The sequence below is a fragment of the Corynebacterium xerosis NBRC 16721 = ATCC 373 genome, assembly GCF_001552415.1.
Taxonomy (GTDB): Bacteria; Actinomycetota; Actinomycetes; order Mycobacteriales; family Mycobacteriaceae; genus Corynebacterium; species Corynebacterium xerosis.
The window spans coordinates 41,174-66,785 of record NZ_BCRD01000006.1; the positions used below are offsets into that span (position 1 = coordinate 41,174).

Below are 25,612 nucleotides of genomic sequence, written 5' to 3' on the forward strand. Positions count from 1 at the left end.
CCGGCTAGAGTCCCATCGCCGCGACCAACGCCGCGGTCAGATCCTCGCCGCCGACGCGGACCGAGCCGCCCGTGGCCGAGGCCAGGGCAGCGAGGTCGCCGCCCGTGGCGTCCTCGCCGACGATGACCACGTCGACGCGCACCGGGCGGTCGGTGCCGGCGGCCGCGGCGATGCGGTCGATTGCGGCACCGGCATCATCGCCGGTGGCATCGGCGCCCGTGGTCACCAGCACCACGCGGTTGGCGACGCCCGCCGAATGCGTCTCGGCGACGTAGTCGACCGCCGGCCCGACGGAACGCCACAACCATGGCTCGCCGCCGGTGCCGAGCTGCGCCAGCACCTCCGCCGACCGGTCCTTGGCGCCCGCGCCGAAACGGACGTTGGGACGCACCGGGCTGGTCACGCCCTCCGACATGGGGGAGGAGTAGTTCCACAGGGCCACCCGGCGGCCCTCGCCGTCGATGGCGCGGTCGAGCAACGGCGTCAACGCGGTGCGCACCGCCCCGATGTCCATGCCGCTGGAAGTGTCCAGCAACACCAGCGTGGAACCGGCGGGCTCGGTGGCGGTCGGCTGCTCGGGTGCCTCCGTCGGGGCCCCGGCGGTCGGATCGGTGCCGCGGGCGGCGATGTCCGGCAGGATCTCCCCGGCCGCCCCGTCGAGGGGACCGGGTCCGCCGCCGGGATCGTCGGCGTCGGCGCCCCCGTCTTCGCGGGCGAACTCGACGAACTCGGCGGCCGCGCGGGCGTTCGTCTCGTCGATCGGGCCGCCGGAGGTGAAGGCGACCATGGGCGCGGACAGGGCGGGCGAACCGTCGGGGGAGATGAAGCTGAGCCCCTCGGAGCCGTTCTTCGTCGCGGCGTCGACCATCGACTGGGTCGCGCTCACGGCGTCGTACCCCTCCGCGGTGCCCTTCGCCAGCTGGCCGAGCAGCGCCTCGGACGTCAAGCTGCCGCCGGCGGTGATCCGCCCCTCGGACGCGGCGAGGCGCTCGGGAGCCCCGGCGTTCGGCATCAGCCGGGCGTTGACCACGGAGGAGACCACTGCATCGGGGCCGCCGGGCGTGGCGATGACCAGGTCGTCGGCGCCGTCGATGTCCTCCCACCCCTTTCCTTCGAGGTCGGCGGCGCGGTCGGAGGCCACCGCCAGACCGACGGGCTGGGGATCGAAACGGGCGGTTTCACCGTCGACGCCGACCACGCCGGCGTCGCGCGCGGCCTCGATGAAGGAGTCGTCCGCCGGCACCCAGACGGCGGGCAGGACGGGCTTGATTCCGCCCGCCCCTTCGCCGGCATCGGCACCGTGATCGCGGATCGCATCCAGGATCTGCTGCGAACCGTTGACCGTGACCTGCGGGCGTACGCAATAGTCCCGGACGACGGGATCGGTGGCGGCCCATGCGTCGGCGTCGTCACGCACGAGACCGGCTACGGCCGGGTCCGCCGCGATGACCAACGTCAGGTCGCCCTTCACGCAGTTTCCGCCGGCGCCGAGCGCGTCTCGGTCGGATGCCCGCAACGCGAACCAGGCGAAGACCAGGGCACCGACGAGGATGGCCACGAGAAGAAGGATCAGCGGGCCCTTGGCCACGCGGTAGTTCGGTTGTCCGTCGGAATGCCTGCCCACGGCGCTCAGCTCCTCACGGGTCGACGACTGCTGCGGTGAAGCGTGTCGAACCCCACCTTAGCCGCGAAAGGACCTGGCCAAACGGAGCAACTCCGTGCGAATCGGCGCGGCCCGCTCGGCGAGGCGGCGCTGGCGCGACACGTACTCGGCCTTGCCCTCGGGGGTTTCGATGCGCACCGGCGCGAACCCGTGGTCGGCGAGATCGTAGGGCGAGGCCTCCATGTCCAGACGCCGGACGTCGCGGGCCAACTCGAAGGAATCGAGCCACAGTTCGCCCGGCACCAGCGGCCCCAGCTTGGCCGCCCACTTGTACAGGTCCATGTTCGCGTGCAGGCATCCGGCCTGCTCGCAGGAGGATTGCGTGGCGCGGGTCGGGCGGTTTTCGTTCAGCGGCACCGCGTCGGGCGTGAAAAAGCGGTAGGCGTCGTAGTGCGTGCATCGGACGCGATGCTTGTCGACGACTTCGTCCGTCCCCGAGCGGCCCAACCTCAGGGGCACGGCGTGGCGCTTTTCGTCGGCGCGGTAGACCATGGCCCATTCATGCAGGCCGAAGCAATCGAAGTGCGCGTCGTTGGCCAGGGTGCCCGCCAACAGGTCGGCGATGTAGGCGATCGCCTCGCCGCGGCGCTCGGCGTGGGCGCGCCGATCGAGCCGGGCAACGCCGTCGTCGCCGACGGAGACGTCGCGCATGTGGGACACGAACTCCGTGGCCCGGGGGTCGTCGGCGCCGGCCAGCGCCACGCCGAGACCGGGCGACCAGCGGCGCAGCGTGCCGGGCCGCACCGGGTAGTACTCGAAGAGGAAATCCCACACCGGGTGCTTCTCGCCCCGTGAGCGGCGGGCCAGATGATCGGCGCACAACGCATCGGCGCGGGCCGCGTGGGCCCGGGCGCGCGGCAGCCACTCGTCGAGCGGGAGAACCGTTTCCGTGCCGGTGTCGGGGGTTCCGTGCGTCGGGGTCATGCGTTGCGGGGGCCGCCGCCGGGCCTCGGCTGGGGCTGGGACTTGGACTGGGGCTGGGTCGGGGGCTTGGTGTGGCCGGCCTTTGCGGCTGCGCGGACGGCGGCGGTCTTGACCTGGACGGCCTTGGCCGCGGTGCCCTGGGCGGTGGACTTGATGGGGCGCGAGACCATGGCCTCGTTGGTTTCGTGCGTCCAGTCGCGTACGACGCCGATGTGCTCCTCGATGAGGTCCTCGAGCGTCACGATGCCGACGGGTCCGCCGTCCCCGACGGCCATGGCCATGTGCGCGGACCGGCGGCGCATTTCGCGCATGGTGCGGTCGATGGCGCCGTCGGCGTCGACGGAGATGAGCTCGCGGATCTCCTCGTCGGGGATCGGCGTCTCGGGGCCCGACGCCGGGTCGAGCACGCGGTCGAGGACGTCCTTGACGTGGATGTAACCCCGATAGCCCCCATCGGTGCCGCTGACCGGGAAACGGGAGAACCCGGTTTCTGTCACCGCGGCCTCCAGGTCGCCCACCGTCGGCGACGCGGGCACCGTGCGAATCTTCGACGGCACGATGAGCACCTCCCGGATGGACCTGTTCTCGGAGGACAGGGCGCGGTTGAGGCGCGAGTGCTCCTCGTCGTCGAGCAACCCCTCCTGCCGGGACTCGGCGATCATGGACGCGAGTTCGTCGGTGTTGACCGTGGAATCCAGCTCGTCTTTCTGCGTGATGCCGAACCACGCCAGAGTGTGGCGGGCGACCCAGTTGAAGAACAGCAGCAGGGGCTTGGTCATCTTGTAGAACGCCAGATGCGCCGGCGTCAGCCACATGGCCATGGTCTCCGGGCCGGCCAGGGCGATGTTCTTGGGCACCATCTCGCCGAGCAGGATGTGCAGGATCGAAATGAACAGCAGCGCGATGGCGAAGCTGATCGGGTGCAGCAGGGACTCCGGCACGCCGACGGCGGCGAACGGCTCCTCCAGCAGATGCGCGATCGCCGGCTCCGAGACCTTGCCCAGCAGCAGCGAACAGATGGTGATGCCGAGCTGGGCGGCGGCGAGCATCATGGACAGGTGCTCGGTGGCGCCCAGGACCGTCTTGGCCCGCTTCTTGCCCTGGGCGATCAATGCCTCCAGGCGGTCGCGGCGGGCGGCGATGAGGGCGAACTCCGCGCCGACGAAGAAAGCATTGAACGCCAGCAGCAGGACGGTGAGGGAAATTCCGAACCAGTCGCTCATCGGTCGAACATCTCCTTCGCGCGCTCGTCGGTGATGGGGATCAGCAGGGCGCGGTCGACGCGGCGGCCGTCCATCTCCAGGATGCGGGCGTACCAGCGCCCGGCCAGGCCGGACTCGAATTCGTCGAGCATGTCGCGGTCGGTCTCCGGCAGCAGCACCACGTCGCCTTCGGCGGGGATGCGGCCCAGCGCGAGCATGATCACGCCGCCGAGGGTCTCGTGGTCGCCGTCGGGCGCGAAGTATCCGACCTTGTTCGGCAGATCGTCGACGCGGACCAGGCCGGAGCAATCCCAGCCCTCGGTGACGCGGCGGACTTCCTGCTCGGCTTCGGCGTCGTCGTACTCGTCGTAGACCTCGCCGAGGATCTCCTCGACCACGTCCTCGATGGTGATGATTCCCGCGGTGCCGCCGTACTCATCGGCGACCAACGCGATCTGGGAGCCCGCGGAGCGCACGGCCTCGAGCACCGCATCGCCGTCGAGCGATTGCGGCAGCACCGGCACCTGGCGGGCCAGCTGCGACACGTGCGTGGACTTGCGCCGGGCGGCGGGGACGGTGAACGCGTCCTTGACGTGGACGACGCCGATGGTGGCGTCGAGGTCGCCGTCGGTGACGGGGAAACGCGAACGGCCAGATTCCAGGGCCGTGGACAGCAGGTCGTCGACGGTGGCGTCAGCGGCCAGCGACACGATGGTCGAACGCGGGGTCATCAGGTCTTCCGCGGTGGTCTCGCCGAACTTCAGCGAGCTCTGCAGCATCTGCGCCTTCTGCTTGTCCAGCGCACCGTGCTGGGCGGAGTTGCGCACCAGCGCCCCGAGCTCCTGCGGCGAACGGGCCGAGGCCAGTTCGTCGGCGGGTTCGATGCCCATCTTGCGCACCATCCAGTTGGCGGTGACGTTCATCGACTGGATGAACAGGTAGAACACCCAGTTGAACCACATCACGGGCCGGGCGGTGACGCGCGCGACGCCGAGCGGTTCGGTGATGGCGACGTTCTTGGGCACCAGCTCGCCGTAGATCATCGACAGCCCGGTTGCCACGATGAGGGCCAGCACCAGCGCCGTCGGCCCGGTGGCGGACTCGGAGAGCCCGATCCACTCCAGCATCGGGGTGAAGTACCGGGCGAGCACCGGTTCCGCCAGGAAACCGGTGGCCAGCGTGGTCAGGGTGATGCCCAGCTGGGCGCCCGACAGGTGGAACGACAGTTTGTTGTGGGCCTTGCGCACCGAGTGCGCCGGACCGTCGCCGCGCTTTTCCACGTCGGTCTCGATTGCCGACCGTTCCAGCCCCGTGACCGCGAATTCGAACGCGACGAAAAGTCCCGTGCCCGCGGTCAGCGCGATGAAGCCGACCACGGCGACGATGTTGAGAAATATGTCCATGATTAGGGAAAGATCCTACTCCGCAGCGTCGCTGCCGGTCAGGTGACCCGCCCGCCCACTTCTTCCCGTCTACTTCTTCCCGCGCTTCTTCTTCGGGCGGTGCGGCCGCGAGGCGGGCGGTTTGCCCCGGCCCCGGTGGCCGCCGCCCGCCGTCGGTTTCGCTTGACGACGGCCCGTCCCCGGCGTTCCGGGGCGGCCTCCCGCGCCGCGGGTGGCGCGGGAGTCGCGGCCGGCGCGGGGATCCGGGCCGGAGGGTTTGCGCGCGCCGGTCCACTTCTTCAGGGCCTTCGAGCCGGGGGAGACGTCCATGACTTCTGCCGTGACGCCCGCCTTGCGGAGCATCCCCGTCACCGATTCGGCCTGGCGGTCGCGGACGATGGTCACCACGGTGCCCGTGGCCCCGGCGCGGGCGGTCCGGCCGGAGCGGTGCACGTAGGTGGCCGCCTCGGGCGGCGGATCGGCGTGGACGACGAGGTCGAGGTCGGTGACGTCGATGCCGCGGGCGGCGACGTCGGTGGCCACCAGCACGGGCACCTCGCCGGAGGCGAAGCCGGCCAGCGCCTCGCGGCGGGCGGTCTGCCCGCGGTCGCCGTGCAGGGCTTCGGCATGGATGCCCTGCTCCGTCAGGTGCTTGGCCAGGCCCACGACGCGGTCGCGGGTGTTGGCGAAGAAGACCACGCGACCCTCGCGGGCGGCGATCCACGCGCAGACCTCGTCGGCGACGCCGTTGTCCGGCACGCGGAACACCAGGTGCTTCATGGTGTCCACCGACACCGTCACCGCGGAGACCTCGTGGCGGACGGGCTCGCGGCCCTTCATCAGGACATCGGCGGTCTCGTCCAGGGTCGCCGAAAAGAGCATGCGTCGCGCGTCGCGCGGGGTGGCGCGGACCAGGCCGAGGACATCGGGGAGGAACCCCAGATCCGCCAACTCGTCGGCCTCGTCGATGACCACGTCGGTGACGTCGTCAAGCGACAGCTGCCCCTGCCGCCGCAGATCGTGCGCCCGGCCCGGGGTGACCACCGCAATGTCGACGGGCGCGGCGAGCTTGAGCTTCTGCCGGTTGATGTTCTCGCCGCCGACGAAGGCCAGCACCCGCAGGCCCGCCGCGGCACCGAGGTCGCCCAGGACGTCGGCGATCTGGTCGGCGAGCTCCCGGGTGGGGGCGATGACCAGGCCACGGGGACGGCCCGGCTTCGACGCCGCGCCCGTCAGCGACTGGACCATGGGGATGCCGAACGCCAGCGTCTTGCCGGAGCCCGTCGGCGCGCGGCCGAGGACGTCGCGGCCGGCGATCGCATCGGGCAGCACCGCGGCCTGGATCGGCGTCGGGTCGGTGATGCGCATGGTGCGCAGCGTGCGCAGCACCGCCGGCGCCACCCCGAGAACGTCGAAGGAACGGGCGGCGTCGGGCGTGGCGCCCGCATCGGATGACATGGGCAAAAGAATACCGGGGCCCCGACGGGGACCCCGGTAGCGGTGCCTGAGAAAACGCAGAAAGCGCGGGAAACGCGGACGGCGTGGATGGCGCGGAGGTTTAGGCCTCCACTTCGGAGCGGTCGCCCGACCACAGCGTGTGGAAGGAACCGTCCTTGTCCGTGCGGCGGTAGGTGTGGGCGCCGAAGAAGTCGCGCTGACCCTGGATCAGGGCGGCGGGCAGGCGCTCGGCGCGCAGGGCGTCGTAGTACGCCAGCGACGACGAGAACACCGGGGTCGGCAGGCCCATGCGGGTGGCGGTGACCACCACGTCGCGCCACGCGTCGAGGCACTCGGAGACCTGATCGCGGAAGTACGGGTCCAGCAGCAGGGCCGGCAGCTCCGGGTTGCGGTCGTAGGCCTCCTTGATGCGGTTGAGGAAGCGGGCGCGGATGATGCAGCCGCCGCGCCAGATGGTGGCCAGCGCACCGCGGTCGATGTCCCAGCCGTACTCGGCGGCGCCGGCGTTGATCTCGTCGAAGCCCTGCGAGTAGGCCACGATCTTCGAGGCGTAGAGGGCGCGGCGGACCTTCTCGATGAACTCGTCGCGGTCCTCCGGGCCACCCGTGACCTCGCCCGAGGGCAGATCGCGGGCGGCGGCGCGCTGGTCCAGCGACGACGACAGGGCGCGGGCGAAGACCGCCTCGCCGATGCCGGTGGTGGGGATGCCCAGGTCGAGGGCGGCCTTGACCGTCCAGCGGCCGGTGCCCTTCTGTCCGGCGGCGTCGACGATGACGTCGACCAGCGGCTTGCCGGTCTCCGCGTCGACCTGCGAGAGCACCTCGGCGGTGATCTCCACCAGGTAGGAATCCAGGTCGCCGGCGTTCCACTCGCGGAACACGTCGGCGATCTCCGCCGGCGTCATGCCCGCGGCGTCGCGCAGCAGCTGGTACGCCTCGCCGATGACCTGCATGTCGGCGTACTCGATGCCGTTGTGGACCATCTTGACGAAGTGGCCGGCGCCATCGGTGGAGATGTGCGTGCAGCACGGCACGCCGTCGACGTGCGCGGAGACGGACTCGAGCAGCGGGCCCAGCGACTCGTAGGACTCGGCGGGGCCGCCCGGCATGATCGACGGGCCGTTGAGCGCGCCCTCCTCGCCGCCGGAGATGCCGGCGCCGACGTAGTGCAGGCCGCGGGCGCGGATCGCCTTCTCGCGGCGGATGGTGTCGGTGTACAGCGAATTGCCGCCGTCGATGATGATGTCGCCCTCTTCCATCGCATCGGCGAGCTGGTCGATGACGGTGTCGGTGGCGGGGCCGGCCTGGACCATGATCAGAGCGCGGCGCGGGCGCTCCAGCGAGGCGACGAAGTCCTCGATGGTCTCCGAGGGCACGAAGGAGCCCTCGTCGCCGTGGTCGGCGATGAGGGCGCGGGTCTTTTCGGGGCTGCGGTTGTAGACCGCGACGGTGTGGCCGTTGCGGGCGAAGTTGCGGGCGATGTTGGAGCCCATGACGGCCAGGCCGACGACGCCGATCTGTGCTTGCTGCTTCTCGTTGTCCATGGCCGTCAGTTTAAGCGCAATGTCGCGGCGGCACGGCGGTACGGGCCTAGGTTGCCGGTAGTTGCCGCGTGATGACGGCGGCGGGGATTCGGCTACGGCTCGGGGCGTGCCCCGGTAACCTCGGGGAAAGGTGTTCCGCGTGACGACGCCCACATGGGCGTCGTCGGGCGGAACCGAGGATGCCACCGCCTACGAAAGAGGTACCCACCATGCCCATGTCCCGGGAACAGTTCAGCGTCTACGCGCGATTGCTCAATGCGGCGGGGGAACGGGTGCTGACCGACGAGGAGATCGCCGAGCTCAACGCGTTGACGGAAGGCGACATCGAGGCGTCGGGGCTCGACGCCCACTTGGGCACCAGCTACGTCGCCGTCGGCCCGCGCCTGATGAGCATGCGCCTGGAGATCGGCCCCGAGCACCTGCAGCCGTGGGGCGTGGCCAATGGCGGGGTGTACTCCACCGTGGGCGAGTCCTGCGGTTCCATCGCCGGATTCATCGCCGCCGGCGCGGACCGCCCCGTCGTCGGCGTCAACAACAGCACCGACTTCTACCGCTCGGCCGTGGCCGGCGACGTGCTCATTTCCACCGCGACGCCGGTGCACCTGGGCCGGACCTCCCAGGTGTGGGAAATCCGGCACACCCGCGAGTCCGACGGCAAGCTGCTCAGCCGCACCAACCTGCGCTTGGCCGTGCTGCCGAAGGACCAGAACCCGGGCGAGTAGCCGGACAGGGCGCCGGGCGGGGGCGTCAGAACGTCGTCAAGCCCCGCGAACGGAAGACCTCCCGGACCGATTCCAGGGACTCCCGCGACGGCGGGCGGACGTCGGCGAGCTCGTAGGTCATGCCCAGATTCGCCCACTTGTCCGCGCCCATGTTGTGGAAGGGCAAGACCTCCACGCGCTCGACGGAGGGGGCCCAGCGGGCGACGATGTCCGCGGTGGCTTCGACGTTGGCCGGATCGTCGGTCAGCCCCGGGACCAGCACGAAGCGGATCCACATCTTCTTGCCGCGGGCGACCAGGCGCTCGCCGAACTCGATGGTCGGCTTGAGCTTCTGGCCGGTCACCTTCTCGTACGTCTCCGGCAGACCCGACTTCACGTCGAGGAGGAACAGGTCGACGAGGTCGAGGTCGTCGTCGGAAAGCCGGTGGCCGAGGTTGCCCGAGGTGTCGACGGCGGTGTGGATGCCGGCCTCCTTCGCCGCCGCCAGCACCCGCCTGGTGAACGCCAGCTGGAACAGCGGCTCGCCGCCGGAGATGGTCAGGCCGCCGCCGGAGGCGCGGAAGACGCTGCGGTAGCGCTTGACCCGCTTGATCACGTCGTCGACGTTTTCCAGCGTGCCCTCCCGCAACTCCATGGTGTCGGGGTTGTGGCAGTACTTGCAGCGCAGGGGACAGCCCGACATGAACAGGGTCATGCGCGTGCCGGGCCCGTCGACGGCGGTGACCAGCTCCCACGAGTGGACGAGGCCGATGTCGCCGGTGCGGCGGGCGTCGAAAAGCGCCCTGCGGTTGTGCTCGGCGACGTCGACGATGCCGCCGACGTCGGGCGGGCCACCGAGCCCGCGGGCGGCTCCGCGCACCCGCGGACCGTCCGAGGGAGCGACCGTGACTTCGCGGTTCAGGCCGTCGGCCATCCGGCGGCGCCTACGCGCTCTCGTGGAACGTGCGGTCCAGGACGTCGCGCTGCTGCTCGGCGGTGAGCTTGACGAAGTTCACCGCGTAGCCCGACACGCGCACCGTCAGGTTCGGGTACTTGTCGGGGTTTTCCATCGCATCCTCGAGCGTGGACTTGTCCAGCACGTTGATGTTGGCGTGGTACAGGCCGGAACCGGCGTTGTTGGCGGTGCGCTGGGACTTCATGTCGGCGAGGCGCTCGTCGAAGGTCTTGGCGGACATCGGGTGGTCTCCTTGTGTGCGCGGGTGTGCGGGTGTGCGGGTGTGCGGGTGCGGGTTACTGCTCGTCGATGATGAAGCCGGCGTCGAGGATGCCGACCAGGTTGGCCACCTGCTCGTCCTTCGTGCGGCCCAGCCCCGACGGGGTGATGGTGTTGGTCAGCGAGATGCCGTCGAGGGCGTCTTCGTAGTCGAGCTTGCCCACCGACAGCATGGACGCGACCATGCCGTGGGTGTCCATGCCGTTTTCGGGGTTGGCGCCCGGCGCGAACGGGGTGCCGGCGCGGTGGCCAGACGGGAAGTTGCCGGTGGCGCGGCCGTAGACGACGTTGGAGGTGATGGTCAGCACCGACTGCGTGGGGATCGCATCGCGGTACAGCGGGATCTCCTTGATCTTCGCCATGACGGTGTGGACGATCGTCGCCGCGATGTCGTCGGCCAGGTCGTCGTCGTTGCCGTAGACGGGGAAGTCGCCCTCGGTGACGTAGTCGACGATCAGCCCGGTCTCGTCGCGCACGGGCGTGACCTTCGCGTACTTGATGGCCGACAGCGAGTCCGCCACGATCGACAGGCCGGCGATGCCGCAGCCCATGGAGCGGACGATGTCGGAGTCGTGCAGCGCCATCTCGATGGACTCGTAGGCGTACTTGTCGTGGCACCAGTGGATGATGTTCAGCGCCTCGACGTAGGTGCCGATGACCCAGTCGAGCATGTCCTCGTACTTCGCCCAGACCTCGTCGAAGTCCAGCGGGCCGTCGCCGGTGATCGGCTCGTAACCGTCGACGACCCGGTCGCCGGAGACCTCGTCGCGGCCGCCGTTGAGCGCGTAGAGCAGGGCCTTCGCCGCGTTGACGCGGGCCCCGAAAAACTGCATCTGCTTGCCGACGGTCATGGGGGAGACGCAGCAGGCGATCGCCGCATCATCGCCCCAACGATCGCGGATCTGCTCGTCGGACTCGTATTGGATGGACGAGGTCTCGATGGAGATGGCCGAGCAGAAGTCCTTGTAGCCGGCGGGCAGCGCAGGATCCCAGAACACGGTGATGTTCGGCTCGGGGGCCGGGCCCAGATTGCGCAGCGTCTGCAGCAGGCGGAAGGCGGTCTTGGTGACCATGTGCCGGCCGTCGTCGGAAAAGCCCGCGTCGGTCCAGGTGGCCCAGTAGGGATCGCCGGAGAAGATCTGGTCGTAGTCGATGGTGCGCAGGAAGCGGACGATGCGCAGCTTGATGACCAGCGCGTCCATGATCTCCTGCGCGCCGGTCTCGTCGAGGCGGCCCGCGGCGAAATCGCGCTCGAAATACGGGTCGAAGAACGCCGACAGGCGGCCGATCGACATCGCGGCGCCGTCCTGCGACTTCACCGAGGCGAGGTAGCCGAAGTAGGTCCACTGCACGGCTTCCTTCGCCGTGGCGGCGGGGCCGGAGATGTCGAACCCGTAGGAGGCCGCCATCGCCTTGAGCTTCTTCAGCGCCTTGATCTGCTCGGCGTGCTCTTCGCGGTAGCGGGCCCAATGCTCGGAGAAGCCCTTGTCGGTGACGGCCGTTTTGGCCGCCTCCTTCTCCGCGATGAGGTGGTCGACGCCGTAGAGCGCCACGCGGCGGTAGTCGCCGATGATGCGGCCGCGGCCGTAGGCGTCGGGCAGGCCCGTGATGATGTGGGAGCGGCGCGCCGCGCGGATGCGGGCGGTGTAGATGTCGAAGACCGCTTCGTTGTGGGTCTTGCGGTACTTGGTGAAGATCTCCTTGACCTGCGGGTCGACCTCTTTGCCGGCCTCCTTGATGGCCGTTTCCACCATGCGCCAGCCGCCGTTGGGCATCATCGCGCGCTTGAGCGGCACGTCGGTCTGCAGGCCGACGATGACGTCGTCGTCTTCGCTGATGTGGCCGGCGGGAAACGCGTCGATGTCGGCCGGGGTGCGCGTGTCGACGTCGAAAACGCGCTTCTTGCGCTCCACCGACAGGTAATTCTTCTCCAGGTGATCCCACACGCGCAGCGTCTTCTCCGTCGGGCCGGCGAGGAACGAGGCGTCGCCGTCGTACGGCGCGTAGTTGCGCTGGATGAAATCGCGGACGTCGATCGACTCGCGCCACGGGCCGTCGGTGAAACCGTCCCAGGGGTCGATCGAGCTGCCGTCGGACTGGATGCGGGCGTTGGGGGCGGCGATGGTCACGCGTGCCACCTTTCTCGGCCCCGGTGTGTCGGGCCGCGATCGTCGGATGGAGTTCTTGTCCGGGCGGACGACGCCCTCGCACGTCCATCCGCCGAGTCATTCACCGGCGGCCGGCCGGGCCGATCAGGTCCGCGTGGTGGTGCGGAGATGGTCGGACACCGGCGCTTCGAGGCGCTTGTCCGCTCTTCGAGCGTGAGTTTACGCCCGTCGATGCCCGAACGCAGATCGGCGGGATGCGTATTCGGTCACGTTCGGGTGTTATCGGGCAGGCCGAAGAATCCGGCCCGGGCCACCGGCTCAGCGCAGCAACTGGTCCCGGGCGAGGTCGCGGTAAAGGTCGGACGATTCCATAAGCTCCCGGTGGGTGCCGGTGGCGCGCACCCGGCCCTCGTCGACGACGACGATGCGGTCCGCGCCGGCGACGGTGGCCAGGCGGTGCGCGACGATGATGACGGTCCGGCTCCGCGATGCGGTGTCGATGGCGGCCTGCAGCGCCCGTTCGTTGCGCGAATCCAGCGAGGCGGTCGGCTCGTCGAGAAGCAGAAGCGGCCGATCCGACAACAGCGCCCGCGCGATGGCCAACCGCTGGCGTTCGCCGCCGGACAACCCGATGCCGCGATCGCCCAGAGTCGCGTCCAGGCCATCGCCATGGGCGTCGATTCGGTCCAACAGCCGGACCGACGCCAGGGCGCTGCGGCACCGGTCGTCCGGCACGTCGGCCAGCCCGAGCGTCAGGTTCGCGCGGATGGTGCCCGCCAGAATGGGCACCGACTGCTCGACGTAGGCGATGTGGCGGCGCAGATTCGACCGGTCGAGATCGCGGACGTCGGCGCCGCCGACGCGGACGATGCCGCGTCGGGGGTCGTGGAGCCTTTCGATGAGCGCGAGAATCGTCGACTTTCCCGCACCCGACGGCCCGACGAGCGCCGTCGTCCGCCCCGCATCGGCGACGAAGGAGACGCCGTCGAGCACGGGGCGATTCGGCGTGGGGCGCTGCTCCGCGTCGTCATGCGCGAACACGACGCCGTCGAACTCGACCGCCGGCACCGCGCCGGACAGGTCGGGGCGGGCACCGGGGACGGGGGAGTCGGCGGCGTCCTCGGGATCCTCCGACATCACCTCGTCGATGCGGGCCAGAGCCCCGAGGGCCTCGGCGACCGAGGTGATCGCCCCGAACAGCTGGCCGACCGGCATCATCAGCATGAACAGGAACATCAGGAACGCCACCAGATTCGCCACCGACAGCTCCCCGGCCGCCACGCGGGCGCCGCCGAGACCAAGCACGACGAGGAAAGCGACCTGGACGGCCAGGCCGCTCATCGGCCAGAGAATCGCCTCCAGCCGGACCGACCGCAGCGACGCCCGCCAGGCGCGGTCGGCATCGTCCTTCAACGCGGCGGCCTCGGAGTCGGTCGCGCCCGCGGCGCGGACCGTCGTCAACGCCGACAGGGCGCGCTCCACGCCGGAGGACATCGCGCCCGTCGACTCGCGCACGCGTCTTGACAGCTCCTGGATTTTCCCGGATGCGGCGACCACGGTGACGATCGCGCCCGCCAACACTCCCAGGGCAACGACGAAGAGCAGCGGATCCAGCCAGATCATGGCGGCGGCGGAACCGACGATGACGAGAACGCCGCCGACGGCGTCGACGATGCCGCCGGTCAGCGCCGCGCGCACCGAATCGGTGTCGGCCCCGACGCGGGAAACCAGGTCACCCGTGCGGTGGCGGCCATAGGAGGAGGTCGGCAACCGCAGCAGACGGTCGAGCAGCGCATGGCGCAACGACCGCACCATCGTTTCCGCGGTGCGCCCGAGCAGGTACTGCTGGACCGCGCCGACCACCGAGGACAGCAGCACCACGGCGACGAGGCCCACGATGAACGGGGCCAGCGCGTCACCGGCGCCGACCGCCTCGATGACCCCGTTGACCAGGACCGGCTGAACCAGCGACGCGACCGCCCCGACGATTGACAGCACCACCACGGCGATCAGCGCTGCCCGGGATTCGCGGACGTGGTCCCGGAGAATGCCGGCGCCCCGCCTCAAGGTGAGGCGGGGCGCCGGTTCAATGCTGCTCATGGGGTCGGAGGGTACCCGACCGCGGGCATGCGGCGGGCGAGCGCTACTTGTCGCCGCGCTCGATCTCCGAGATGTTCTTCTTGTCGCGGATGCCGGTGTCGTCGCCGGTCAGCTGCGTCAGGCGGGCGATGGCGGTGCGCGCGTACATCTGCTGGCGGGTGGACACCAGCTGGTAGCGATCGCGGGTGAGCACGTTGAGGCCCCAGCTGAGCACCGACACCAGGCGGTTGCGGAAACCGACCAGGAACATCAGGTGCACGGCCAGCCACAGGACCCAACCCAGGAAGCCGGTGACCTCGACCTTGCCCATCTTCACCACGGCGGCGAAGCGGGAGACGGTGGCCATGGAGCCCTTGTCGAAGTACTCGAACGGCTCGCGGTCGCCGATCTCGCCGGCCTCGGTCTCCGCGGCGATGACGCCGGCGGCGTACTCGCCGCCCTGGATGGCCACCTGCGCCACGCCCGGCAGACCGTCGAGGGCGATCATGTCGCCGACGATGAAGACGTTCTTGTGCTCGCCGACGGACAGGTCCGGGTTGACCTCGACGCGGCCGGCGCGGTCAACGCCGACGCCGCACTGGTCGGCGATGAGCTTGCCCAGCGGCGACGCGGAGACGCCGGCGGACCAGATCTTGCAGTAGGACGGGATGGTCTCGACCGTGCCGTCTTCGGCGTTCTTGTAGGTCACGCCGTACTCGTTGACGTCGGTGACCATTGCGTTGAGCTTGACGTTGACGCCGAGCTTCTCCAGCTGCTTCTGGGCGTTGCGGCCCAGGCGCTTGCCGAACGGCGGCAGCACCTGCGGCGCACCGTCGAGGAGGATGACGCGGGCGGCGTGCGGGTTGTAGCTGCGGAACGACGACTTCAGCGTGCGGTTGGCCAGCTCGGCCAGCTGGCCGGCCAGCTCCACGCCGGTCGGGCCGGCGCCGACGACCACGAAGGTCAGCAGGCGCTCGCGCTCGGCCGGGTCGGTGGCCAGCTCGGCGTGCTCGAAGGAGGCGATGATGCGCGAGCGGATCTCCAGCGCGTCGTCGATGCTCTTCATGCCGGGGGCGTAGTTGGCGAAGTGGTCGTTGCCGAAGTAGCCCTGGCCGGCGCCGGCGGCGACGAGGAGGTAGTCGTACTCCCAGTCCTGCACGCGGTCGCCGAGCTTGGACGTCACGGTCCGCTTGTCGACGTCGATGTCCGTGACCTCGCCCTTGACGACGCGAATGTTCGGCTCGCCGTCGAAGATCTGGCGGGTCGGCGGGGCGATCTCGCCGGAGGAGAGGATGCCCGTGGCCACCTGGTACAGCAACGGCTGGAAGAGGTGGTGGTTCGTACGGTCGATGAGGGTGACGTCGACGTTTTCGTCCTTGAGCTTCCGGGCGGCGAAGAGGCCACCGAAACCCGAACCGACGATGACGACGTGCGGTCGTCCCGTGCGCGGCCGGTGGGGCGTCTCGGTCATGAAATTCTCCTCGAAAAGTCGTACATGGTTGGGGTACCGGGACATGATAGTTCGTGCGGTGCGCCGTCGCCTATTCAGCGGCGTCCACCGGTAGCCTGTCCGCCATGGCCGAAAACGAGGGGAGGGCGTCCGCGATGCCAGTTGAGCGTTTTTCCGTGGACGCCGACCGGTGGCCCGGGGTCGCCCGGGTCCCCGAGGGGCCGTTGCTGGGCAAGCGCGCCGACCTGGCCCGGAAGGCCTTCGAGCGCGCGTGCGTCCGCCATGGCGTGGATCTCGATGGCGAGGGGTCGACGACCATCGGCATCCGCGAGTCCGACGCGATGTTCCGGCGCATCGCGGAGGCGGATTGGGTCGGCCTCGGCGAGTCGTACCTCGCCGGCGAATGGGAATCGGACACGTTGCCGGAGTCGCTGTCGGCGCTTCTCGACGCCGGCCTGGACGTCGGGGCGGAGGGCCGCGTGGGCAGGGGCCTGCGCAAGCTGTCCGGCCGCCGTCCGGTGCCGCGGGCGACCGGCCCCGGCGGGGAACTGCCGGCGTCGCTGATCGAACTGTTCGCGGGGTCCGCGCTGACCGGCGGGTCGGCCCTGTTCGCCTCGGGCGCGCGCACCACTTCTCTCGAGGAAATCCCCAATCAGGCCCCGGGCGCCGGTCGAGGCGGGGTGCCCGCCACGTGGAAGGTCGACGTCACCCGGATCGACGCCCCGGAGGGCGTCGCCCGCATCGACCTGCCCGAGGCCCAGGCGCGCCGCGTGGAGCGGATGCTCGACCTCGCCCGCGTCCGTGCCGGCGACGGGATCCTGGAATGGCCGTCGTCGGGCGGCGAGCTGGCGTTGCGGGCGGCCGACCGCGGCGCCTCCGCCGACGTGCTGGCCATTTCGGACGAGCACGCCGACGTCGTCGGAAAACGGGTCGACGAAGCCGGGCTCGCCGGCCCGGTCCGCGTGCTGCGCGCCGATCGGGTCATCCCGTCGCCGCGCGACTTCGACGGCGACTACGAGGCGATCTTCAACGTCGAGCGGCTGGAGACCTTCGGCGTCGACGGCATCCGCCGGTGGCTGCGCGGGGCGGAGCGGGTGCTCGCCGATCGCGGCACCATCGTCGTCCAGATGACCGTGGCGGGGCCGCGTTTCGACGACGCCGCCGGATCGGCCCTGGACCTGGTGCGCTCCTACATCTGGCCCGCGCTGCACTACCCGACCATGGACGAACTGCGGCGCATCGTCGACCGCGACACCGGCCTGCGCATAATCTCGGAGACGCACATGGCCGGCCACCACGAACGGACCCTGGAGCTGTGGCGCGAATTGTTCGCCGCCCATTCCCGTCAGGCCGCGGGGCTCGGCTACGACCGCGTCTACCGCCGCCTGTGGGACTACCACCTGGCGCTGCAGCAGGCGATGATCTCCTCGGGCCGCACCGACATGGTGCAGATCGAGCTGATGGCCCGCCCGCGCACCCGGCGTTAGATGGTGCGCCGCGCAACGAAGAATCCGCCTCGTCCGGTCAAAAAGCACCGTGTCGGAGGCCGATTTTGGCCGATCGAGGCGGATTCTTTGGCGGTGAGTCAGGATGCATCGGCGGACGTCGGGGATAGTTTCGTCGTAAAGCGGACCCGGGCCCCGATATCGCGATAACCTCGGCGCATGGAAACGAATGCGAAAAACGGGAAGCAGGCGCCGCTCATCGTCGTCGGCGCGGGACTGGCCGGCCTGGTGGCCGCCTACGAGGCGCAGCGGGCGGGGCGGAAGGTCATCATCGTCGACCAGGAAAACGAGGCCAACATCGGCGGCCAGGCGTTCTGGTCGCTGGGCGGCATCTTCCTCATAGACTCGCCGGAGCAGCGCCGCCTGAAGGTGAAGGACTCGCGCGAGCTGGCCCGGTCCGACTGGTTCGGATCTGCGGCGTTCGACCGCGCCGAGGACCACTGGCCGGGCAAGTGGGCCGAGGCGTACCTCGATTTCGCGGCGGGGGAGAAGCGCGACTACCTGCGCAACCTGGGCGTGAAGTTCCTGCCGATCGTCGGCTGGGCCGAGCGCGGCGACGGCTCCGCCGACGGCCACGGCAACTCGGTGCCGCGCTTCCACCTGACGTGGGGCACGGGCCCGGAGATCGTCCGCGTGTTCGCCGAGCCGCTCAAGGCCGCGGCCAACGAGGGCCGCGTGGAGTTCCACCATCGCCACCGCGTCGACGAGATCATCATGGAGGACGGCCGGGCGGTCGGCGTGCGCGGCCGCATCCTCGTGCCCTGCGACGAGTTGGAGCGCGGCGTCGCGTCACCGCGCGACGAGGTCGGCGAGACCTTCGAGATCCGCGGTGGCGCGGTCCTCATCGCCACCGGCGGCGTCGGCGGCAACCTCGACGCGGTGCGGCGCGCCTGGCCCGAGGATCGCCTGGGCGCCATGCCCGACGACATGGTGGTCGGCGTGCCGGCCCACGTCGACGGCCGCGGCATCGAAATCGCCGGCGACGCCGGTGCGCACCTGATCAACCGCGATCGCATGTGGCACTACACCGAGGGCATGGCCAACTGGGATCCGATCTGGCCGAACCACGGCATCCGCATCATCCCGGGCCCGTCGTCGCTGTGGTTCGACGCCGAGGGCAACCGCCTGCCGGCGCCGCTGATCCCGGGCGCGGACACGGTGGCGACCATGAAGCACATCCTGTCCACGGGACACGGGTACTCGTGGTTCGTGCTCAACGGCGCGATCGTGGCCAAGGAGTTCCTGTTCTCCGGGTCGGAGCAGAATCCGGATCTGACGGACAAGCAGGTCAAGAAGCTGGTCGGCAAGGTCACCGCGGGCATCCCGGAGCCGGTGCGCAAGTTCATGGACAACGGCGAGGACTGGGTCATCGCCGAAACCCTCGAGGAGCTCGTCGCGGGCATGAACCGCGTCGCGGGCGTTCCGGAAGAGCTCATCGGCGACGGGCCGGCCGCGGGTCCGGCCCCTGAGCTTGACGACGATGCCGTCGACCCCGATTCCGACGGTTCCGCGGAAGCGTCGCAAAGCCACGACGGCGCAACCGACGCCGACGGTGAGGTCCATTCCGACGTCCCCGTGCTGGACGTCGAGCACCTGCGCCGCCAGATCGAGGCGCGCGACCGGCAGACGGTCAACGCGTTTTCGAAGGATTACCAGGTCAACTACGTGCACGTGGCGCGGAAGTTCCTGGGCGACAAGATCGTGCGGTCGGTGCCGCAGAAGCCGATCCTCGACCCGAACGAGGGGCCGCTGATCGCGGTGCGGCTGCGGATGCTCACCCGCAAGACGCTGGGCGGCATCGAGACCGACCTCGAGGGCCGCGCCCTGCGCCCCGACGGCGGCGTCATCGAGGGACTGTTCGCCGCAGGCGAGGCCTCTGGTTTCGGCGGCGGCGGCGTCCACGGCAACAACGCCCTGGAGGGCACGTTCCTGGGCGGCTGCATCTTCAGCGGCCTGCGCGCCGGCCGCGGCATGGCCGGGACCGCCGAGCCGCTGGGCTAGTCCAGGCCGAGGGAGAACGCGGCCTCGAGGTCGTGGCGCGAGTACGCGCGGAACGCCAGCTGCGTCTCGGTGCGGATGACGCCGTCGACCTTCGAGATTCGGTTGGGGATGATCTCCGCCAGCTTCTCGTGGTCGGACACGCGCACCATCGCGATGAGGTCCCAGTCGCCGGTGATCGAGTAGACCTCGGTGACGCCGTCGATGTTGACGATGGCCTCCGCGGCCTCGGGGATGAGGTCGGCCTCGACGTCAATGTGGACGATGGCGGTGGTCAGCGACATGGAAAACGCTCCTCGGAGGTCGGTGGTCGTGCGGGGAGGGGCATCCGGCCCCGTCGCCGACGATGATACGCGGCTGGCTATGCTGACCCGCGTGACCAAGGTTGAGGGGGACGGTGGCGCGGCGCCGGTGCGCGCGCCCGGATTCGGCGCGGGGCTGCGCGACGGCATACCGATCGCGCTCGGGTACTTCACGGTGTCCATCGCCTTCGGCCTCGCGGCGGCGGCGATCGGTTTCCCGACGCTCGGCCTGGCGCTGATGTCGGCGACGAACCTGTCGTCGTCGGGGCAGTTCGCGGGCGTGGCGGTGGTCGCCGGCGGCACGCTGGTGGAGCTGGCGCTGACCACGCTGCTGGTCAACCTGCGCTATCTGCTGATGAGCATGTCGCTGTCGCAGCGCCTCCAGCCGGGCACCTCGACGCTCGGCCGGCTGGTGGTGGCCTACGGCGTCACCGACGAGATCTTCGCCGTCGAACTCGGCCACCGCGTCGTCCGCGCGCGTTACGCCGCGGGGCTGATGGCGCTGCCGATCCTCGGGTGGACCTCGGGCACCATCGTCGGCGCGGTCGCGGGCGAGGTGCTGCCGGAATCGCTGTCGGGGCCGATGGGCGTGCTGCTCTACGCCATGTTCACGGCCACGGTCGTGCCCGCGGTGCGCCGCTCGAAGCCGGTTGCCATTGTCGCGGCGCTCGCGGCCGTCGCCAGCGCGCTGCTGTACTACGTGCCGGCGACGTCGGGCATCCAGGCGGGCTGGCGGATCATCATCGCCACGTTGGTGGCATCGGCCATCGGGGCGTGGCTGTTTCCGAAGGGCACCGGGCTTGACGACGGTGCCGGCGCGGAGCAGACCGACCTGGAGGTCCACCGATGATCAACCCGTGGATTGCCGTGGCCGTGATGTTCGCCGTCACCTACGCCCTGCGCGCCGTGCCGCTGTTGCTGGTGCGCGGGGAGCTGCGCAACCAGCGGCTGCGCACCTTCCTGGAGTTCACGCCCTACGCCGTGCTGACGGCGATGACCCTGCCGGCGGTCATCCACGCGACCGCCCACTGGTATTCGGGGGTCGCCGGCATCGTGGCTGCCATCCTGCTCGCGTGGCGCGGCATGTCGCTGATGCCGGTGGCCCTGGGCGCGGCCTCGACGGTGTGGGTGGTGGAGATGCTCGCGGCGCTGGGGTGATCCCTGCATTTTCCGCCATTCACGGGTAGAACGGTGACATGGCTAACACTGCGTTCAAGGGAAACCCCGTCCACCTGTCCGGCAACCTGCCCTCCGTCGGCGACAAGGCCCCGGCCTTCACCGTCGTGGGCACCGACCTCGCGGACGTCAACTCCGCGGACCTCGTCGGCAAGCGAGTCGTTCTCAATATCTTCCCGTCGGTCGACACCGGCGTGTGCGCCGCCTCCGTGCGCCGCTTCAACGAGCTCGCCGCCGAACTCGACGGCACCACGGTCGTCAACATCTCCCGCGACCTCCCGTTCGCGCTCGACCGTTTCTGCGGCGCCGAGGGCATCGAGAACGTTTCCGCCGCCTCCGACTTCCGCCACGGTTTCGGCGAGGCCTACGGCGTCGTGCAGCAGGATGGCCCCCTGGCCGGGCTGCTCGCCCGCTCCGTGGTCGTCCTCGATTCCGACGGCACCGTCGCCTACACCCAGCTCGTCGACGAGATCACCGAGGAGCCGGATTACGATTCCGCCCTCGCCGCCCTGAAGTAGACCCCTCCCGCTTTACGACGGACCCGTCCGCCACGTTCACCGTGGCGGGCGGGTTTTCGCGTGCCCGTCAGTCACGGTGCGCACGAGCCGTCGCCAAGCAGTTGGTTGAGATTGGGCAACGAAACGGCCGGGGCGGTGCTTAATCGAACCTGTGAATGGTTAAGGTCGAAAGTGACCAAAAAAGCGAAACAAGCGCCGCCGCGAACCGGAGGCGCATGACGGAAGGAGGTGCGAATGTCCGCGAACATGGTTGGATTCGCGCTGCTGCTGCTGGCGTTGATGCTGTTCATCGGCAAGGTCATGCGAATCCGGATCAAGGTGACGCAGAAGCTGTTCCTGCCCGCGTCGATCATGGGCGGTTTCGTCGCCCTGCTGCTGGGCCCCGAGGTGCTGGGCATGCTCGGCGGCACGATCGGAGGGGGAGTCGGCGAGTTCATCGAATCCGGCGGCGTCTTCGGCGAAGAAGTGCTGTCGGTGTGGAAGACGCTGCCGGGCCTGCTGATTTCGGTGGTGTTCGCCACCCTGTTCCTGGGGCAGAAGCTCCCCGGGCCCAAGTCCGTGTACAACCTCGCCGGGCCGCAGCTGGCGGTCGGCGTGGCGTTCGCGTCGGGACAGTACGTCGTCGGCCTGTTGCTGGCGGTCGCCGTGCTGACGCCGCTGTTCGGCATGACCCCGATGGCCGGCGCGCTCATCGAAATCGGATTCGAGGGCGGCCACGGCACCGCCGCAGGCATGATCCCCGTGTTCGAGGATCTCGGCTGGTCCGAAGGCGCGGACCTGGCAATCGCGGTGGCCACCGTCGGCCTGGTCGGCGGCATCGTCATCGGCGTCGCCGTGATCAACTGGGCCATCCGCACCGGCCGCACCGAGGTCGTCACCGAGGTCAAGGACCGCTCGATCGCCGAGCAGCGCGGCCTGTTCCGCAAGGACGAGCAGTACACCGCGGGCAACCTGACGTCGCGCCCGTCGTCGATCGAGCCGCTGTCGCTGCACGTGGCGTTCGTGGCCATCGCGATCCTCATCGGCGTGATCCTGCTGGAGGGGATCCAGTGGATCGAGCAGATGCTGTGGGCCGACACCGTGGAGCTGCTGGCGTACGTGCCGCTGTTCCCGCTGGCGATGATCGGCGGCATCATCCTGCAGCTGGGCCTGAACAAGATCGGCTACGGCCACCTCATCGACTCGGGCATCATGCTGCGCATCCAGGGCCTGGCGCTGGACCTGCTCATCGTGGCGGCGCTGGCGACCATTTCGCTGGAGGCCATCGCGGACAACATCTGGCCGTTCGTGCTGCTGTGCGTCGGCGGCATCGTGCTCAACGTGTTCCTGCTGCTGTGGATGGTGCCGCGCACCATTCCGTCGTACTGGCTGGAGCGCGGCATCGGCGACTTCGGCCAGTCGATGGGCGTGACGGCCACGGGCCTGATCCTCATGCGCATCGTCGACCCGGAGGGCAAGTCCCCGGCGTTCGAGGCGTTCGGCTACAAGCAGCTGGTGTTCGAGCCGTTCTTCGGCGGTGGCCTGATCACGGCGCTGTCGGTGCCGATCATCTTCCAGTTCGGGCCGTATCCGCTTTTGGCGGCGATGGCGGTGCTCTTCGTGGCGTCCATGGCATGGGGCCTGCTGTTCTGGGGCAAGAAGAAGGACGACCCGCACGTGGACAAGTTGGTCGAGGAGAAGGCGGCCGATGATTCGGCCGCGGCGGATCCCGTGTAAACCGGGGTCTTCGCTTGACGACGAACCGGCCCGCACATCATTCGATGTGCGGGCCGGTTTTCGTGTTGGGGCTTCGGGGGCGGGGGACTAGGTGGCGGTGGCCTCGCGGACCTCGCCGACCAGCTCTTCCAGGACGTCCTCGAAGGCGATGATGCCCGCGTAGGAGTGGGCGTCGGAGATCGCGCCGCCGACCGCACCGGGCTCGGCGGGGCCGAGCACCGCGGCCTGTTCGACGAGCGCGAAGTGCGTCTGGTCGCGCTGCATGGCGCGCATGACGGCCTGCAGCTTCGAGTCCGAGCGCACCCGCGACGGCGTGCGGACCAGCATGTCGGGGACCGGGACGTCGCGGACGTCGGCGGGCAGGCGGATGGCGTCCTTGACGTGGACGTATCCGACGCACGTGCCGTCCTCGAGGACGGGATAGCGGGAGAACCCGGTGTCCGCGCACAGGGCCTCGAGCTGCGCCGGGGTGATGTCACGCGTCACGGTGACCAGGCTCTCCGGCGGCAGCAGCACATCTGCGGCGGTGAGGCGTTCGAAGGTCAGCGCCCCCTGGAGCAGGGAGAGCTCGTCATCGTCGAGCAGGCCCTGGCGGCCGGACTCGGCGACGAAGTCCTGCACCTGCGCCGAGGTGAAGGTCGAGTCGACCTCGTCCTTCGGCGTGGCCTTGAACAGCTTGCGCACCAGGAAGTTGGCGGTGGAGTTCATCAGCGTGATGAACGGGCGCATGACCAGCACGAAGATGTGCAGCGGCACGGCGATGATCGACGCGGTGATCGGGGGCTTGGCGATGGCGATGTTCTTGGGCACCATCTCGCCGATCACCATGTGCAGGAAGGTCACGATCAGCAGGGCGATGACCAGCGCGATCGGGTGGACCAGCGCCTCGGGCACGCCCCATTCCAGGAACGGGCCCTCCATGAGGGAGGCGATGGCCGGCTCGCCGACCGAGCCGATGATCAGCGAACATGCCGTGATGCCCAGCTGCGTCGCCGCGAGCTGGACCGAAACGTCTTCGATGCCGCGCAGGGCGTACTTCGCGCCGGGGCGGCCGGCGAGGGCCATCGGTTCGACCTGGTCGCGGCGGGCCGAGACCATGGCGAATTCGGCGGCGACGAAGAACGCGTTGAGCGCGAGCATGGCCACCAGGACGGTGAGAGCGACTGAGGTGCTCATTTAGGCGTCATCCTTCCGGTCGTCGGCGGCGGCTTCGTCGGACAGGACCACCGTCACCCTCACGCGGCCGATGCGGCGCCGCGCCATCTTCTGCACCCGCAGTTCGATGTCCGCGGTGGTGGGCAGGTCGTCTTCGTCGCGGTGCCTGTGGTCGAGCGCCTGCAGCCGGACGACGTCGCCGACGTGGGGCATGCGGTCGAGTTTTTCGGTGATCAATCCGCCGATGGTGTCGGATTCCTCGCCTTCGGGAACGTCGAGCTCGATGAGGTCGCCGAGCTCGTCGGGGCGCATGAGGCCCGAGACGATCACCGTGGTGGCATCGACGCGGTGGTGGTCGCGGGATTCCTCGTCCTGCTCGTCGTCGATCTCGCCGACGATTTCCTCGACGAGGTCCTCCAGCGTCACGACGCCGGCGGTGCCGCCGTACTCGTCGACCACGACGGCCAGTTGGGTCGGGGTTTCGCGCAGCTCGCGCATGAGCGGGTCGAGGGTCATCGACTCGGATACGATGTGCACGGGCTCCGCGACGGATGCGGCCGGGGTGGTGGCCCGTTCGTCGTAGGGAACGGTGAGCAGGCGGTTGTAGTGGATCACGCCGGTGATGTCGTCGACGTGGTCGCTGAAGACGGGGAAGCGGGCGTGGCCGGTCTCGGCCACGGCGTCGAGGGCTTCGGCGACGGTCTCGTCTTCGATGAACCGCACGCGGGGGCGAGGGGTCATGACGTCGGCGGCGGTGCGGTCGCCGAACTCGATGGAACGGGCGACCAACTCGGCCGTCGAGCTGACCAGCGTGCCCTCGTCGCCGGAGCGAGACACCACGGCGAGGAGCTCCTCGGCGGTGCGGGCCGAGGCGACTTCCTCTTCGGGCGTGAACCCGAGCCAGCGCAGGATCATGTTGGCGGAGCCGTTGAGGAAACGCACCAGCCAGCCGAACAGGAACATGAACACGTTCTGCGGGCGCACCACCAGGTCGGCGACGCGCATCGGCTGGGCGATGGCCCAGTTCTTGGGCACGAGTTCGCCGAACACCATCTGCGTGAACGTGACGACGATGAATGCGCCGGTGGTGGAGATCGCCGTGACCACGCCCTGGCTCAGGCCGGTCAGCCCGAAGCCCTCGGCGAACAGGACGCCGACCGACGGGCCGGTGAGGAAGCCGGCGACGAGGCTGGTGACGGTGATGCCCAGCTGCGCTCCGGACAGGTTGGTCGACGTTTTCGTCAGCGCCTTGTCGACGATTGCGGCGGTTTTGTCGCCGGCGTCGATGCGCCGCCGCAGATCATTGCGGTTGACGGTGAGGTAGGAGAACTCGACGGCCACGAACAGCGCATTGCCGAGAATGAGCAGCAAAAGGACGATCAGAAGGATCAATGCCGACCAGATCATCGCCGCTCACCCCCTGCGGCGCCGATCGGGGATTCCGCCGCGTGGACGGAATCGGGACTTCGGGATGGCTCGGCCGCGGCGGAGTCGTCGG

Annotated in this window: 20 protein-coding genes and 1 pseudogene; 7 read left to right on the forward strand and 14 right to left on the reverse strand. The window is 69.6% G+C overall.

Features of this window, described 5'->3' with window-relative positions:
- Positions 1 to 4: 4 nt before the first annotated feature.
- The 6 genes and pseudogenes from CX1_RS10220 to gndA all read right to left on the reverse strand — a co-directional run bounded on the left by CX1_RS10220 (position 5) and on the right by gndA (position 8,172).
- Positions 5 to 1,624 (reverse strand): vWA domain-containing protein, encoded by a 1,620-nt coding sequence (locus tag CX1_RS10220; RefSeq protein WP_146780743.1) that lies wholly within the window; start codon positions 1,622 to 1,624, stop codon positions 5 to 7.
- A 57-nt stretch (positions 1,625 to 1,681) separates the two neighbouring features.
- Positions 1,682 to 2,587, reverse strand: a complete 906-nt coding sequence (locus tag CX1_RS10225) for a hypothetical protein (protein ID WP_046649758.1) — start codon at positions 2,585 to 2,587, stop codon at positions 1,682 to 1,684.
- 173 nt (positions 2,588 to 2,760) lie between these two features.
- A pseudogene (locus CX1_RS10230) lies at positions 2,761 to 3,810 on the reverse strand (hemolysin family protein); the annotation flags it as partial.
- The gene (locus CX1_RS10235) at positions 3,807 to 5,192 is read right to left on the reverse strand and encodes a hemolysin family protein (protein ID WP_046649757.1); all 1,386 of its coding nucleotides are present in this window, start codon (positions 5,190 to 5,192) and stop codon (positions 3,807 to 3,809) included. The gene CX1_RS10235 and the pseudogene CX1_RS10230, both read right to left, overlap by 4 nt.
- A 69-nt stretch (positions 5,193 to 5,261) precedes the next feature.
- Positions 5,262 to 6,629, reverse strand: a complete 1,368-nt coding sequence (locus tag CX1_RS10240) for a DEAD/DEAH box helicase (RefSeq protein ID WP_113570082.1) — start codon at positions 6,627 to 6,629, stop codon at positions 5,262 to 5,264.
- 100 nt (positions 6,630 to 6,729) lie between these two features.
- Positions 6,730 to 8,172, reverse strand: a complete 1,443-nt coding sequence (gene gndA, locus CX1_RS10245) for an NADP-dependent phosphogluconate dehydrogenase (RefSeq protein WP_046649756.1) — start codon at positions 8,170 to 8,172, stop codon at positions 6,730 to 6,732.
- 392 nt (positions 8,173 to 8,564) lie between these two features.
- On the opposite strand from gndA, the gene CX1_RS12850 reads away from it, so the two are divergent.
- Positions 8,565 to 8,894 (forward strand): PaaI family thioesterase, encoded by a 330-nt coding sequence (locus CX1_RS12850; protein ID WP_240941468.1) that lies wholly within the window; start codon positions 8,565 to 8,567, stop codon positions 8,892 to 8,894.
- Between the two features lie 25 nt (positions 8,895 to 8,919).
- Here CX1_RS12850 and pflA read toward each other — a convergent pair whose 3' ends face one another.
- From pflA to CX1_RS10275, 5 genes are all read right to left on the reverse strand, one after another.
- A complete protein-coding gene (gene pflA, locus CX1_RS10255) occupies positions 8,920 to 9,807 on the reverse strand; it encodes a pyruvate formate-lyase-activating protein (protein WP_046649755.1) in 888 nt (295 codons plus the stop codon).
- 10 nt (positions 9,808 to 9,817) lie between these two features.
- Entirely contained in the window at positions 9,818 to 10,069 is a 252-nt protein-coding gene (grcA2, locus tag CX1_RS10260) for an autonomous glycyl radical cofactor GrcA2 (RefSeq protein ID WP_046649754.1), read from the reverse strand.
- A gap of 55 nt (positions 10,070 to 10,124) precedes the next feature.
- Complete coding sequence (locus CX1_RS10265; RefSeq protein WP_371440219.1) at positions 10,125 to 12,236, reverse strand: pyruvate formate lyase family protein; 2,112 nt, start codon at positions 12,234 to 12,236, stop codon at positions 10,125 to 10,127.
- Positions 12,237 to 12,533: 297 nt separating this feature from the next.
- The gene (locus tag CX1_RS10270) at positions 12,534 to 14,315 is read right to left on the reverse strand and encodes an ABC transporter ATP-binding protein (protein WP_082719300.1); all 1,782 of its coding nucleotides are present in this window, start codon (positions 14,313 to 14,315) and stop codon (positions 12,534 to 12,536) included.
- A gap of 43 nt (positions 14,316 to 14,358) precedes the next feature.
- On the reverse strand, positions 14,359 to 15,765 hold the full coding sequence (locus CX1_RS10275; RefSeq protein ID WP_046649753.1) for an NAD(P)/FAD-dependent oxidoreductase: 1,407 nt from the start codon (positions 15,763 to 15,765) through the stop codon (positions 14,359 to 14,361).
- Positions 15,766 to 15,869: 104 nt separating this feature from the next.
- On the opposite strand from CX1_RS10275, the gene CX1_RS10280 reads away from it, so the two are divergent.
- Together CX1_RS10280 and CX1_RS10285 are read left to right on the forward strand one after the other, a co-directional pair.
- Positions 15,870 to 17,231 (forward strand): class I SAM-dependent methyltransferase, encoded by a 1,362-nt coding sequence (locus CX1_RS10280; protein ID WP_240941411.1) that lies wholly within the window; start codon positions 15,870 to 15,872, stop codon positions 17,229 to 17,231.
- Positions 17,232 to 17,408: 177 nt separating this feature from the next.
- Positions 17,409 to 19,250 (forward strand): FAD-binding dehydrogenase, encoded by a 1,842-nt coding sequence (locus CX1_RS10285; protein WP_060925631.1) that lies wholly within the window; start codon positions 17,409 to 17,411, stop codon positions 19,248 to 19,250.
- Here the strand turns inward: CX1_RS10285 and CX1_RS10290 are convergent.
- Positions 19,247 to 19,531 (reverse strand): Lrp/AsnC family transcriptional regulator, encoded by a 285-nt coding sequence (locus tag CX1_RS10290; RefSeq protein ID WP_046649987.1) that lies wholly within the window; start codon positions 19,529 to 19,531, stop codon positions 19,247 to 19,249. The genes CX1_RS10285 and CX1_RS10290 overlap by 4 nt on opposite strands.
- A gap of 91 nt (positions 19,532 to 19,622) precedes the next feature.
- Between CX1_RS10290 and CX1_RS10295 the strand changes: the two genes are divergently transcribed.
- The 4 genes from CX1_RS10295 (at position 19,623) to CX1_RS10310 (ending at position 22,959) form a co-directional block, all read left to right on the forward strand.
- Positions 19,623 to 20,399: an AzlC family ABC transporter permease gene (locus tag CX1_RS10295; protein WP_205908543.1), complete on the forward strand. Its 777-nt coding sequence runs from the start codon at positions 19,623 to 19,625 to the stop codon at positions 20,397 to 20,399.
- On the forward strand, positions 20,396 to 20,707 hold the full coding sequence (locus CX1_RS10300) for an AzlD domain-containing protein (protein ID WP_046649986.1): 312 nt from the start codon (positions 20,396 to 20,398) through the stop codon (positions 20,705 to 20,707). The genes CX1_RS10295 and CX1_RS10300 overlap by 4 nt, the downstream gene beginning before the upstream one ends.
- A 38-nt stretch (positions 20,708 to 20,745) precedes the next feature.
- Entirely contained in the window at positions 20,746 to 21,243 is a 498-nt protein-coding gene (gene tpx / locus CX1_RS10305) for a thiol peroxidase (RefSeq protein WP_046649985.1), read from the forward strand.
- A gap of 234 nt (positions 21,244 to 21,477) precedes the next feature.
- On the forward strand, positions 21,478 to 22,959 hold the full coding sequence (locus CX1_RS10310) for a sodium/glutamate symporter (RefSeq protein WP_046649984.1): 1,482 nt from the start codon (positions 21,478 to 21,480) through the stop codon (positions 22,957 to 22,959).
- An 87-nt stretch (positions 22,960 to 23,046) separates the two neighbouring features.
- On the opposite strand, the gene CX1_RS10315 is transcribed toward CX1_RS10310, so the two are convergent.
- Both CX1_RS10315 and CX1_RS10320 read right to left on the reverse strand, forming a co-directional pair.
- Positions 23,047 to 24,135: a hemolysin family protein gene (locus CX1_RS10315; protein ID WP_060925632.1), complete on the reverse strand. Its 1,089-nt coding sequence runs from the start codon at positions 24,133 to 24,135 to the stop codon at positions 23,047 to 23,049.
- The gene (locus CX1_RS10320) at positions 24,136 to 25,506 is read right to left on the reverse strand and encodes a hemolysin family protein (protein WP_240941412.1); all 1,371 of its coding nucleotides are present in this window, start codon (positions 25,504 to 25,506) and stop codon (positions 24,136 to 24,138) included.
- Positions 25,507 to 25,612: the final 106 nt, after the last annotated feature.

Excerpts from the sequence above, each read along its gene's own strand:
- CX1_RS10225 (WP_046649758.1), bottom strand. The coding sequence starts at position 2,587 with ATGACCCCGACGCACGGAACCCCCGACACCGGCACGGAAACGGTTCTC.
- CX1_RS10235 (WP_046649757.1), bottom strand. The coding sequence starts at position 5,192 with ATGGACATATTTCTCAACATCGTCGCCGTGGTCGGCTTCATCGCGCTG.
- CX1_RS10240 (WP_113570082.1), bottom strand. The coding sequence starts at position 6,629 with ATGTCATCCGATGCGGGCGCCACGCCCGACGCCGCCCGTTCCTTCGAC.
- gndA (WP_046649756.1), bottom strand. The coding sequence starts at position 8,172 with ATGGACAACGAGAAGCAGCAAGCACAGATCGGCGTCGTCGGCCTGGCC.
- CX1_RS12850 (WP_240941468.1), top strand. The coding sequence starts at position 8,565 with ATGCGCCTGGAGATCGGCCCCGAGCACCTGCAGCCGTGGGGCGTGGCC.
- pflA (WP_046649755.1), bottom strand. The coding sequence starts at position 9,807 with ATGGCCGACGGCCTGAACCGCGAAGTCACGGTCGCTCCCTCGGACGGT.
- grcA2 (WP_046649754.1), bottom strand. The coding sequence starts at position 10,069 with ATGTCCGCCAAGACCTTCGACGAGCGCCTCGCCGACATGAAGTCCCAG.
- CX1_RS10270 (WP_082719300.1), bottom strand. The coding sequence starts at position 14,315 with ATGAGCAGCATTGAACCGGCGCCCCGCCTCACCTTGAGGCGGGGCGCC.
- CX1_RS10275 (WP_046649753.1), bottom strand. The coding sequence starts at position 15,765 with ATGACCGAGACGCCCCACCGGCCGCGCACGGGACGACCGCACGTCGTC.
- CX1_RS10280 (WP_240941411.1), top strand. The coding sequence starts at position 15,870 with ATGGCCGAAAACGAGGGGAGGGCGTCCGCGATGCCAGTTGAGCGTTTT.
- CX1_RS10285 (WP_060925631.1), top strand. The coding sequence starts at position 17,409 with ATGGAAACGAATGCGAAAAACGGGAAGCAGGCGCCGCTCATCGTCGTC.
- CX1_RS10290 (WP_046649987.1), bottom strand. The coding sequence starts at position 19,531 with ATGTCGCTGACCACCGCCATCGTCCACATTGACGTCGAGGCCGACCTC.
- CX1_RS10300 (WP_046649986.1), top strand. The coding sequence starts at position 20,396 with ATGATCAACCCGTGGATTGCCGTGGCCGTGATGTTCGCCGTCACCTAC.
- tpx (WP_046649985.1), top strand. The coding sequence starts at position 20,746 with ATGGCTAACACTGCGTTCAAGGGAAACCCCGTCCACCTGTCCGGCAAC.
- CX1_RS10310 (WP_046649984.1), top strand. The coding sequence starts at position 21,478 with ATGTCCGCGAACATGGTTGGATTCGCGCTGCTGCTGCTGGCGTTGATG.
- CX1_RS10315 (WP_060925632.1), bottom strand. The coding sequence starts at position 24,135 with ATGAGCACCTCAGTCGCTCTCACCGTCCTGGTGGCCATGCTCGCGCTC.